This window comes from Leptolyngbya sp. FACHB-8, from assembly GCF_014695575.1.
GTDB lineage: Bacteria > Cyanobacteriota > Cyanobacteriia > Elainellales > Elainellaceae > Vacuolonema.
Genome location: NZ_JACJOO010000009.1, coordinates 63,185 through 75,414, shown reverse-complemented (window position 1 = coordinate 75,414; position 12,230 = coordinate 63,185). Strand labels below are relative to the sequence as shown.

The 12,230-nt window shown below is 50.4% G+C and carries 5 protein-coding genes and 1 rRNA gene; 2 read left to right on the top strand and 4 right to left on the bottom strand.

The genetic code is table 11. From position 1 onward, the window contains the following. A 23S ribosomal RNA gene (locus H6F91_RS01835) occupies window positions 1–114 on the top strand; the annotation flags it as partial. 366 nt (window positions 115–480) lie between these two features. On the opposite strand, the gene H6F91_RS01830 is transcribed toward H6F91_RS01835, so the two are convergent. From H6F91_RS01830 to H6F91_RS01820, 3 genes are all read right to left on the bottom strand, one after another. Beyond that, window positions 481–1,911: a Rieske 2Fe-2S domain-containing protein gene (locus tag H6F91_RS01830; RefSeq protein WP_190770425.1), complete on the bottom strand. Its 1,431-nt coding sequence runs from the start codon at window positions 1,909–1,911 to the stop codon at window positions 481–483. A gap of 129 nt (window positions 1,912–2,040) precedes the next feature. After that, window positions 2,041–3,171 carry a hybrid sensor histidine kinase/response regulator gene (locus H6F91_RS01825; protein WP_190770424.1) on the bottom strand — a complete coding sequence of 377 codons (1,131 nt, stop codon included), beginning with the start codon at window positions 3,169–3,171 and terminating at the stop codon, window positions 2,041–2,043. Then, window positions 3,143–7,588 carry a PAS domain S-box protein gene (locus H6F91_RS01820; RefSeq protein ID WP_190789197.1) on the bottom strand — a complete coding sequence of 1,482 codons (4,446 nt, stop codon included), beginning with the start codon at window positions 7,586–7,588 and terminating at the stop codon, window positions 3,143–3,145. The genes H6F91_RS01825 and H6F91_RS01820 overlap by 29 nt, the downstream gene beginning before the upstream one ends. A gap of 1,201 nt (window positions 7,589–8,789) precedes the next feature. Between H6F91_RS01820 and H6F91_RS01810 the strand changes: the two genes are divergently transcribed. Beyond that, the gene (locus tag H6F91_RS01810) at window positions 8,790–11,219 is read left to right on the top strand and encodes a DUF4394 domain-containing protein (protein ID WP_190770421.1); all 2,430 of its coding nucleotides are present in this window, start codon (window positions 8,790–8,792) and stop codon (window positions 11,217–11,219) included. Window positions 11,220–11,475: 256 nt separating this feature from the next. Here the strand turns inward: H6F91_RS01810 and H6F91_RS01805 are convergent, their stop codons facing one another. Then, on the bottom strand, window positions 11,476–12,189 hold the full coding sequence (locus tag H6F91_RS01805; RefSeq protein WP_190770420.1) for a Crp/Fnr family transcriptional regulator: 714 nt from the start codon (window positions 12,187–12,189) through the stop codon (window positions 11,476–11,478). Window positions 12,190–12,230: the final 41 nt, after the last annotated feature.

The following is a 12,230-nucleotide window of genomic DNA, read 5'->3' as shown; positions in this document are numbered from 1 at the left end:
CTCTCATCCCATAAGGGAGTAAGGTCACCCGCAGAACACGGGTTAATAGGTTCTAGATGGAAGTCCAGTAATGGGCGAAGTCGAGGAATACTAACAGACCGAGGGCTTGTCCTCAATATCTACATCATTGTGTGTGAAAACGACAGTTATTTAATTGCTGTGCAAGCGGTTCTACGATTGAGTTTCTTATTGAAACTGCAAACGCACAAATAAAAGCATTCAAAGCTTTCCTGGTGCTAATGGCGGTTTGGCCCCACTCTCATCCATCCCGAACTGAGGTGTGAAACAGACCAGCGGCGAAGATACTTTGGGGGTTGCCCCACGGGAAAATAGCTCAGTGCCAGGGTAATACTCAACCAAAAACCTTCCTCAATCTGAGGAAGGCTTTTGCCTTTTGGCTTGAAGTCTAAAATTTGCATCTGCAGAGAGTTCTACGTATCGCGTAAAGCCCCTTAGAGATGCAAATTTTCAAAAAGATAGTTAGGATTTTCGCTCGGGGAGGTTTCGTGGAGGAATTATTCGCCCTTCATAAAACTGCCGTTCTAATCTTCCCAGACCTACCCAGATACCGCCAGCTAGCAGTGGGATGGTTGTAGCCATCAGGGCTAAGGAAAGAGGAGGGGCAGAGAGTAGAGAAAGGAGGGGAATGAGTGACCACGCGATCGCCGCTACCCCCACACATATTTGTCGTAGAAGTTGAATGCGAGCCAATGCACGGCGGCAACTGGCACAATGCTTTGTGTGAGAGTGGTAGCGATCGAGCAGAACTTCAGGTTTTAGAGCTGAACTTAGGGATTGTTCAGGGAAGGGATTTGCACAGTATTGGCTTACCCACTGACGCAGTTTCAGAACGAACGCATCGGCACGAGTAGGCAAATAAAAAGCTTTTGCTACGTTCTCACTGTCTGGCTTTGCAGCCAGGTAACGTTCTTGATGGTGGAGAAAGATTTGGTCATCTTCGAGTACACTATTTTGACCCAGGTGGGAGTACCAGCGAGGACTGAGCCCGATGAAGAAGGCAGGAAGTTTGCTGGCAAATTTGAAGGGAAAGCGGGCAAAAATACGGCATTCACCCTTGCGAATGGGAGTAGCGTAGACCACGGTAAGGGTACGGCCAAACTGTTTGGAAGTGAGGTCATGCCACATTAGGGAGGGAGCGATAAAAGTAGTGTTTTGTTGCCCCAGGGTGCCTTTGCGAGGACCCTCTGCCCATGTACCTGTAAAGCCCTGCCTGGTGGCTTCAATCACTTCCAATTCTACAGGGGCGGCATTGGAGCGGTTGCCTACGGAGCGGTGATGAGTGAAGGGGACATGACTGGCATCCAGGACGTTTTCTAGTAGGGTAAGAGCATCATAAGGCAGGTCTCGGAAGGTATTAAGACAGATCCAACCTTCGGGGTTTTCCTCTAAAGGGCTGATAGTAGGCACTTTGACCCGAAGGGCATTGTCGGGGTTGCCAGGGTAAACGAAGAGCAAACCCTGACGTACAGCGGTAGGAAGCGAGGCAACACAGGCTCGGGGAGACGTGTGAGCGCTGCTGTTAGGAAGTGCTTGGGGAATACGATCGCACGTTCCATCACCCTGAAAAGCCCACCCATGATAGGGGCATTCCAACAAACCATCCTCGGCAATGCGTCCTTCGGAGAGGGGCGCGAGCCGATGGGGGCACTGATCATCAAAGGCGCACCAAGTTTCTGTTTGTCGGTTCCACCAGATGACGAGGTCTCGCTCTAACAAGGTGAATTTTTGAGGTCGAGCCTTGTCGAGATCATCCAGGTAAAAAACGGGATACCAGGCTTCTTTCCAATCAAATCGAGTGGGATCGTTACCCCCAGCGGGAAGCTCGACGGGCTGTGCAGAGGATTGGTTAGCAGACAAAGTCTCGGTCGGTCGGCAATCGTCTGTCAACATAAACCCTCGGTCCACAGGTAGTCTTTACATATCGTAACAAATTTGAGTTTGGGTTAAGGACGTTTTAGGTGTTGGTCAACACGACATTTAAAGATGTTCTTAACCTGCAAGCGTCCTGATGCATTCAAGCTAAAGCTCAACAGTGAAGATCGCACCTCGGGGCATGTTATTTTCCACAAAGATGCGACCACCGTGGGCTTCAGCAACAATTTTGCAAAATGCTAGACCCAGCCCAATTTGGGTGACGCCAGAGGCGCTTTCGCCAATTTCGTATTTTTTGAAAATTTGCTGTCGGAGTTCTTCTTTGACCCCTGGCCCTTCATCAGCTACTTCTATTCGGACTTGAATTGGTTTGCCATCCTCGGATGCCGCACCTGATAACCACTCAACCCGTAGCGTTATTGTGCTGTTGCGGGGAGAGAATTTAATAGCATTTGACATTAGGTTGTCAATTAAGCGGTGGAGCAAATTCTGGTCAGCCAGAATAGTGTGTTCAGTATTGGGAATTTCGGTTTCAAGACGCAGGTTTCTCTGGTTTAAAACTTCTTGTAAATCAGTTGTGATGTTCCTTAGCAGAGCGTTGAGATCGAACCAGCTTGCATGGAGTATCAGCTTTCCAGCATCCATCTTGGCCATTAGCAGAAGATCGTTAATCAGAGAATTGAGCGATCGCGCTGCCGCTCCAATCATTTGCACCCGCTCCATTTCTTTTCCTGACAGGCCAGCTAGCAGCAACAATTCAGAACTCAGCAAGATTTTTGCTGTAGGGTTGCGCAAGTCATGTACCACCATATCTGACATGTCTTCCCGCAGTTGCAGGGTTGCTTTCAGGGCATCATACTGCTGCTTGATGCGCAGCATGGAGCGCACCCTGGCTCGTAGTTCGACGCCATTGACAGGTTTGGTGATAAAGTCATCCGCTCCCGTTTCCAGAGCATTGGCCAAATCTTCCTTAGAACTCAAGGCTGTCACCATGATGATGGGGATATGTTGCCACTGAGAATCTGATTTGAGCCGATCGCACACCTCAATACCATTCAGCCCCGGCATCATGACATCTAACAGGATCAGGTCAGGGGCGATCGCCTCCATTTCCGCCAGAGCTTTCTCACCGCTGTCGCGGTAAGTCATGCGGTAGCCCTCCCGGTGAAGCAATGCCTGTATTACCGCAGCACCGCTGGGTTCATCATCAACTACAAGGATTGAGGGAGGCGTCGGAGCTGGGGCGGACTCAGTCTGGGATTCGTGGGGCTGGGACATAGGTTGCAATCACCTTCAGCAGTTGTTTCAGACCGACAGGTTTTGTGAGATACTCATTGGCTCCAGCCGCTAAACACCGTTCGCGATCGCCTGGCATGGCCAGGGCTGTTAAGGCCAGGATGGGAACACGACTTAGGGTGACATTTGCCCGAATATGGCGGGTTGCTTCCAACCCATCCATTTCGGGCATTTGAATGTCCATCAGAATTAAATCTGGGTGATGCTGTTCGGCCAGATCAAGGGCTTCCAGGCCATTTCGGGCCAGGATAACCTCAAATCCATGTAATTGCAGGTATGGAAGGGTGGTGACAATGTTATCTTCCTGGTCTTCCGCCAGCAGGATAAGCGGTGATCGGGTCGATTGATTGGGGGTAATAACCAGGGTTGTCTGCTTTTCAAGGGCATTCCTCGATTCTAAAATTTGGCCCATGGCTCCCTGCAACTGCTGGCGCGTGATGGGTTTCACCAAATACTCCGCTGCGCCCAGTTCTAAGCCGTAAGTCCGCTCATCCAAAACGGAAATAATCATAACCGGAATTGAGGCCGTTGCTGGATTTGCCTTCAAGGCAATTAACACGTCCCATCCCGACTGGTCGGGTAAAAGAATATCCAGAATGATCAGATCCGGTTGAGTTTCGAGGGCAATGTCGAGGACGCCTTCCCCCTGGGGATGAACTACTGTTTCCGCTTCCATCTCGGCCAGATAGCGAACAATCTGATTCGCCGCATCCTGGGAGTCTTCCACCACCAGCGCCTGTTGAAGTAGGGGGAGTGGGGTGGTGCGAAGGTCGAGGCGTTCAGTGGGTAAGACTGACGTTTGCGGCACCCAGGGCAGGGTAATGGTAAACCGACTGCCAGATCCAACTTCGCTTTCCAGGGAAATACTGCCGCCGTGCAGTTCGACAATGCGGCGTACTAGAGCCAGCCCCAAGCCCGTTCCTTCATAACGACGAGATAGGCTGCTATCTAGCTGTACAAAGGGTTGAAAGAGTTTGCTGAACTGTTCGGGTGCGATCCCAATGCCTGTATCAATGACTGAAAAATTGATGGTTTCTTGCAGAGAATCTGCAGAGACTTGAAGCGTGACTGCCCCATGATTCGGGGTGAATTTGACCGCGTTGCTGAGCAGGTTAATGAGAGCTTGCCGAATCCTCCGGGCATCGCATTGCATTTGAACTAGGCCCTCAGAAATGTTGAGGCTTAGCCGTAGATGTTTCTGGTTTGCCTGCTGCCGAACAAAGGACAGACTTTCCTCACAAAGGCTGGAAACAGCGATCGCCTCTATCTCCAGGTCCATACGACCTGACTCGATCTTGGAGAGATCAAGGATATCGTTGATCAAGGACAAAAGATGTTGACCACTTTGCTCAATGACCCGCAAAGAATTGCGCTGGTTTTCGTTCAGCGGGCCATATACCTCTTCTAGTAAAGCCTCCGATAGCCCCATCACGGCGTTGAGAGGGGTACGCAGTTCATGACTCATGCCTGCTAGAAATTCATCTTTAATACGAGTGGCTCGAGCTAACTCGGCATTGGCCAGGCTAATGCGCTCACTGCTGATGCGCAATTGTTCTTCGGCTTGTTTGCGATCGCGAATGTCCAGCAGCGTTGCCCGGTTGTACAGGTGGGTGCCATCCGGGGCGGTGACGGCGGTTGCGTTGATCAGCACAGGTAGAACTGTGCCATCTTTGCAGACAAACTCATACTCTAGATTCCTGGCCCAACCCCGTTGTAGAAAGTCTAAAAAATTTTGCTGAAACGTTTGCTGGCTGGATTCTGTGAGGAAGTCGGTTACGGGGCGACCCAACATTTCTTCGCAGGTATATCCCAAAATGTCGAGCTCCGTTTGGTTGACCCGGATGTAGCGCCCCTCTGCATCTAGGGAGTGATACCCACAGGGGGCATTGTTATAGAGGTCTTCAACTTCGCGGGTATAGGTGGCTAAGGCTTCTTCAGCCTGTTTGCGCTCAGTAATGTCGTAGTTGATGCCGACCATACGACGGGGATTACCCTGGTCATCCCGTTGAACGACGGCAGCCGCTTTGATATAGCGAAGGGACCCATCCGTCCGGTAGATGCGAAACTCTATATTAAAGTCGCGCTCACCTTGTAAGGCACTCTGTAAAGCCGCTTGGCTAGGTTCTCGATCTTCTGGATGTAGGGCATTAAGCCAGTCTTGATATACTGCGGGGCGCACTGCACGATCGAAACCGTAAAGCGCGTACATAGCATCATCCCAATAGGCTTCCTGGATCAGATCCCAATCCCAGGTGCCGATCGCCCCCGATTGCAAGGCCAGGGTAAGGCGAACGGAGAGGTTTCGCAGTTGTTCTTCGGCTTGTTTGCGATCGCTAATATCCTGATGCGTCCCTACCATTCGCAACGGCGCACCCTGTTCATCTCGCGCGACAACCTTGCCGTAGTTGGCAATCCACTTCCATTCCCCCGACTTCATCCGCATCCGGTAGTCAAAGGCATAGGGAACATTACTGTCTGCGAAATGGGCATTGAGCCGCTCCACAACCCAGGGGCTATCCTCAGGGTGAATTAATTGGAGCCACATTTCCTGCCCTGCTGGCAATTCATCCACCTGATAGCCCAACATTCCTAACCAATTAGGACTGAGATGAGTTTCATCCGTGACGATATCCCAATCCCACAGGCCATCCCCCGATCCCTCCAGAGCCAATTTAAGCCGCTCCTCACTGATGCGCAGGGCTTCCTCGGTGCGTTTGAGATTGGTGATATCGCGGCCTACGGCTTGAAATTCAGACGCTTGCCCCTGGGCATCAAATAATAGGCGAGTAATCCACTGTGTCCAACGAATTTCTCCCTGAACGACTACCCGGTTTTCAAGGGTAACGGTAGGGTTCTCAGGACTAATTGCCTGAATTTGGTGAGATACCAGTTCCCGATCTGCTTCATAAATGACGGGGTCATAGCTGTTGCCCAGAAGATCGTCTGATTGCAGACCGAAGTAGCGACAGTAGGCGTCATTGACAAACCGAACGATGCCATCTGGGGAGAAGCGAACGATAAGCTCGGTCTGGTCTTCGATGATGGCGCGGTAACGAGCTTCGCTAGTCTGAAGGGCTGTGGTGCGTTGAGCGACTCGCCTTTCGAGTTCCTGATTGAGCTGGTGAAGATCTTGTTCAGCTTGTTTGCGATCGCTGACATCTAGCATGATGCCTAGCATCCGAAACGGTTGCCCGGAATCATCATAGAGCGCCCGTCCCTGAGCTGAGACCCAATGCACTGTGCCATCAGGGTGAACAACACGATACTCGATTGTGTAATCGGCCTGAGTGCTCAACGCTCTCGTAATGCTTTGTTCGACCTGTTCCACATCTTCTGGATGAACCCGATCGCGCCATGCCTCATAGGAAGGAGTGACCTCTCCAGGTACAAGCCCCAACAACCGAAAATGGTTGTCATTCCACTCAATGACGTTCCTTTTGATGCGCCAATCCCAGGTCGCAATGTGGGTTACGTCTATTGCTAGCTGACGTTGAGCCTCGCTCAGGCGCAAGTCAGCCTCCATCTGTCGCTGGTCGGTGATGTCAACTCCTGTGCCAATGACGTACTCTACCTGGCCTTGATCATCCACGAGCGCACTATTTGACCAGGCAATCAGGTGACGGCTACCATCTTTTGCCACCCAGTAATTTTCGTACTGATTGGGAAAGTGCCCAGCGGTCAGGGTCTGAAAGGTTTCTTGAACGGCGTCTTGCTCCTCTGGAAGCAGAAGTTTCTGCAGTCCTTGATGTTGCATTTCAGCAAAGCTATAGCCCGTGAGACGCTCGCAGGCGCGGTTAAAGCGCAAAATTCGCCCTTTGCGATCAAGCACAATAATCAGGCTATTGACTGCTTCTAAAACAGCCGATGCCAGGTCATAGTTGTGATTAAGCCTATCCTCGGGCTGCATGGGCGTTTCTGCTTGAGAATTTTGAGATGGATATGGCGATCGCCGAGAATCTTGTGTTTGATTCTGCGGTTCCCGTGGGGACTGCCCTCCTAATACAGACTGCACTGCAGCCCCCAAAGATGCTGCGGTTAAGTTGTTCCATCCAAAATAATTTTGCCCACCTAACTTAATAGCCTCCACAGCAACTGCTACTTCCTCAACATCTGTCAACACAATGACAGGAAGCTGGTATTGGCCCGCTTGCTGAGCCAGACGTCGCAGAAACTCCAACCCATCCATGTCAGGGAGGGGATTGTGCAGCAGAATGACATTGGGGAGCGATCGCTGTTGGGACAGCAAGGCTAAATACTGGCACAGATTCAGTCCTGCAACCCCATTATCAGACTCTAAAAATATATAGGCTTGCTGAATTTCTTGATCAAGAAACGATCGAACGTGAGCCCTTCTCTCGATCGAATCATCCACCATTAAGACAACTGGCGGGATGCCCATAAATAGTAAATTTAACTAAAAGTCATGGAGTAGCTTTGGATTTATTTAGACCGCTCTGATTTGCAGACGCAAAAAGCAAAAAAGTGAGGTAAGGGGCTAGACCCCTCATTCAGTTTAACCTTGTTGAGAATTCAGTGTTAGAAAACGAATCTCTATGTGCGAGGAGGTTGAATCTTTTTGGCCAATGGAGCATTGAGAGCAATCGCTATGGGAACCTTTAAAGGAATTTTAGAACTGATTCTTCCGGAAGCGGAACTTTTCAGATATATAGAAATAATCCTTCAAGCAGAATATTTCATCTAAAAACAACATCAAATTAAATTTTCAAAAATGATTAAAGTTCTCTCAATACGCTGATAAAAATTTTTGATTGCAAGTCGCAATTTTCTGTGCTTGTAGTGCTTTTCAATCGCTTAAAATCCGGTTGCTTTTGTGAGAGCCGTGCGGAGTACGGCTCTCACAAAAGCAACCGGAGCTGATTCAAGCGCAAAGCGCTGTATAACAGTGCCAGTGTTTGTACTCATTAATCTGAAGTTGCATAAAAGCGATGTGATACGTGGTTAGATGCCTGTAAGAGGGGATGCCTCATACAAGTATCTAAGGAACGCTAATTGAATCAAACCTGGAGTTTCCTGTGGCAAGTGTGACTACTCGCACCTGCTACAGGAAACTCCAGGTTTGATCTGAACTAGTTTTCTTGATATAGCAGCGCTTGCAAGGCTTGCTTGAAGAGGAAAGAAATTGGGTCATAGCTCTGCCTTTCTCCTCTTCACGCAAGCTCGATATAACGTGGACAATGGAATGTGACAGAAGATGTGACAGTTTTTGCTGTTTCTTTTAAAGCCAACATCCCAACGTCTCCGTACTAAGCATGTAACATCTCGCTAACCCAACCCCTACCCCGTGGAGGGGCATCAGCGGTTGGCAGAACAGTTGACTTGCTGTCGATGACCGATCTCACCTGATGCGGTGGGAATTGGGTTATGCATCCTCTCAAGCCTAGGGCTTCCTGGCGATCGCATCCATCCTGTCCCTTCGGGGCATCTAATCAAAACTCCCAGCATTGGGGTATCTGGGACAGGCGATCGCCCCTATAACAATTCCTTTTTGCTGAAGCATCCTTCAGTGTCGTTCCATTCATCGAATGGGGCGCAGTTTGTCATGCTCTGTTCACCCTTTATCACTGAAAAAGGTAATCACTATGGCATTCACCTTAGGTACGACCGCTGCTAACAACCTGACAGGAACTCCTGAAAATGACACCATTTACGGCGGTGCAGGCAACGACACGATCTACGGCGGTGCAGGAGACGATCGCCTCAGCGGCAATGGTACGGTACGCTTTGTCGGTTTGAATAACAATACCCTCACCTCTTTTTCAATTGATAACCCTGCTGCCGTGACGACAACGGCCATATCGGGTGTTGATGGTACCTTACTTGGAATTGATGTGCGCCCGGCTAACGGTCTGATTTATGGCCTTTCCAGCACGAACAAGCTCTACACCATCAATGCTTTAACCGGGGCTGCGGCTCTGGTCAGCACCCTCAGCGTTCCCTTTGAAGGGGGAGCCATTTCGGGGTTTGATTTTAACCCAGTGGCCGATCGCCTGCGTCTGGTTGGTAGCAATGATCAGAGCTTCCGAGTCAATGTCGATACGGGAGCGGTAATTGTGGATGGTACTCTGGCCTACGATCCAGCAGATACCAACAACGGAGAGAACCCGACTGTTGCGGCGGCTGCCTACCTCAATAGCTTTGCCGGAAGCACGACCACCCAACTGTTCAATATCGACATTGAGCAAGACACTCTGGTGCTGCAAAACCCACCCAACAACGGAGTGCTGACAACTATTGGTGAATTAGGCGTTAATTTCGATTCCCTGAGCGGCTTTGACATCTTGTCCTTCAACAATGGAGTGAATACGGCCTATGCCGTATCCAATTCCACTCTTTACAGCATTGATCTAGCAACAGGAGCGGCCACTAGCTTGGGTGCGATTGGCAATGGCACTCTGTCATTACAGGGGCTTGTTGCGCTGACAGGAAATGGTGGAATTGGCAACAATGTGCTCTCCGGTGGTGCCGGAAATGATGAGCTCATGGGTGGCTCGAATCGGGACACCCTCAGCGGCGGTGACGGCAATGATCTGCTCGACGGAGGCGCGGGTAATGACAGTCTTTCGGGTGAAACCGGGGTGGATGCTCTGTTTGGTGGAGCCGGTTTTGACACCTTAGATGGGGGTGGCGATAACGATATTCTGGATGGCGGCACCTCAAATGATGTAGTGCGTGGAGGCAATGGCCGTGACCTGCTGAAGGGCGGTCAAGGCAATGACATCCTCAATGGTGGTGAAGGGGATGATGTAATGTTGGGCGGGCAGGGTAATGACCTTCTCAACGGCTTGGGTGGCAATGACTATCTATTGGGAGACGGTGGGTTGCAAATGGTCGCTCTGACCGATGCCAACACCCTGATTGCCTTTAACCCCAACAGTCCTGGCAGTAGTCAGCAAATTCAAGTTACGGGAGTGGATGGCAACTTGCTGGGCATCGATGTTCGTCCAGCCAATGGCTTAATCTACGGTCTTTCCAGCACTAATAAGCTCTACACCATTGATGCCAATACTGGAGCCGCTACTCTTGCCAGCACTCTGAACATGTCGTTTGAAGGTGGCACTGTTTCGGGTTTTGACTTTAACCCAGTGGCCGATCGCCTGCGACTGGTAGGAGGCAACGGCCAAAACTACCGGATTAATGTAGAGACAGGAGAAGTCACAGTAGATACGGCGATCGCCTACGCCCCCACTGACTCCAACACTGGCCTGACCCCCAACGTTACCGCTGCTGCGTACACCAATGCCTTTGCAGGTACCACAGCCACCCAGCTCTATAACATTGCCGCGGCTCAAGATGTTCTCGTCCTACAAAACCCACCCAATGATGGGGCGCTAACCACCATCGGTAGTCTGGGTATTGATTTTGACAACCTGGGCGGCTTTGATATTCTCTCGACGGCCAATGGGTTAAACCTGGCCTTTGCAGTATCCGACTCCACGTTGTACACCATTGATCTGGCCACAGGAGCCGCTTCCCGCCTGGGCCAAATTGGCGGAGCCTTGGGTAACATTGTGGGGCTAACGTCCAGCATCCTTCCCAATGTGGCCTCTGGTTTGGATCGGCTCAATGGTGGGGATGGCAATGACACCCTGGATGGAGGACGGGGAATCGATTTCCTGAACGGTGGCAATGGAGGCGATCGCCTGGTTGGTGGAGCGGGACTCGATCGCCTAACCGGTGGCAATGGCTCTGATACCTTTGTCTTCAAGTCTGACACGTCATTTAACACTGCCAACCTGGGTGTTGATGTGATTAAAGACTTTAACCGTAGTTTCGATCGGATCGAGCTGAGCCAGGCTACCTTTGGTACCCTCACCGCTGCCCAAGTTCAAGTCGTTAATACCAATAGTGCCGCTGCCCGTAGCTCGGGTCTGATCATCTACAGCCGTGCATCGGGCAACCTCTACTTTAATGAAAACGGCGCAGCAGCAGGGTTCGGAGATGGCGGCCAGTTCGCCCGTCTGTTAGGCCAGCCTGGGCTCACAGCTAACAACGTCCAAATTGTTGCCTAAGCAGACATGAGCAATTGAGAGTTTGTTCTGCTTCAGCACAGGCTCTCAACTCTGGCCTTTTTCAGGGAGAAAGTTTGCCTCTCCAGGGCGATTGCAAAGGGCGATCGCCCTTTTCTATAGCAGTATTCAACGCAGTGCTGTATGACGATTTCTGAAAAGTTGTGTTCACACAACTTTTCAGAAATCGTCTTTCCTCATCAGACGGCGTAAAAACTCGAGAAGCGGATGCGGCGTACCCTCTCTCCTTCTCTCAAATTCATGACTGATTCTCCAATCTTTCACCCAGCAGGCGATCGTATTCCGCCTGAATGGTTTTGAAACATTCGCAAGCAAAGGCTTCTAATCCAACCTGATTCAAAATTTGAACATTACCTCGGCGATATTGGATCAATTTGCGCTCTTGCAGCTTTTGTGCAGCCAATGTCACCCCTGCCCGACGAACGCCCAACATGATTGCGATAAATTCTTGGGTCAAAGGAATGGTGTTGGAATTAATGCGTTCCCGGGTTCCCAATAGCCAACGGGCTAGTCGTTGTTCTAGCACATGAAGGGAGTTGCAAGCAGCCGTCTGAGAAACCTGCACTAAAAACGCCTGAGTATAGCGCAACAGTACTTCGCGCAATTCTTCATTACGCTCAAATTCGGTTCGCACAATTTGTGCATCAATTCGCTTGGCACTCCCAGCAATTTGAACCAAATATTGGGTTTGGGTAATGACAATATTGCCCATAAACGCATTAATCCCCAACATATCCCGATTTCCCACAATGCCGACTTCTGCCGTTGATCCATCACTCATGGTGACGATGATCGAGAACAGACAGTCAATGGGAAAGTAAATGTAAGACAACGGCTCACCTGGCCTGTAAACAACGTCACCCTGGTTGAGAGTAACAGAAGTGAGATGAGGCTCAAGCTGTTGTAGAACGTCAGGGGATAAGATTGCTAATATTTGGTTCTCAGCGGTCATGGAAGCCTCGAAAGGTCGTTGAGTGGTTCTTGGAGGAACTC

Excerpts from the sequence above, each read along its gene's own strand:
- H6F91_RS01805 (WP_190770420.1), bottom strand. The coding sequence starts at position 12,189 with ATGACCGCTGAGAACCAAATATTAGCAATCTTATCCCCTGACGTTCTA.
- H6F91_RS01810 (WP_190770421.1), top strand. The coding sequence starts at position 8,790 with ATGGCATTCACCTTAGGTACGACCGCTGCTAACAACCTGACAGGAACT.
- H6F91_RS01825 (WP_190770424.1), bottom strand. The coding sequence starts at position 3,171 with ATGTCCCAGCCCCACGAATCCCAGACTGAGTCCGCCCCAGCTCCGACG.
- H6F91_RS01830 (WP_190770425.1), bottom strand. The coding sequence starts at position 1,911 with ATGTTGACAGACGATTGCCGACCGACCGAGACTTTGTCTGCTAACCAA.
- H6F91_RS01820 (WP_190789197.1), bottom strand. The coding sequence starts at position 7,588 with ATGGGCATCCCGCCAGTTGTCTTAATGGTGGATGATTCGATCGAGAGA.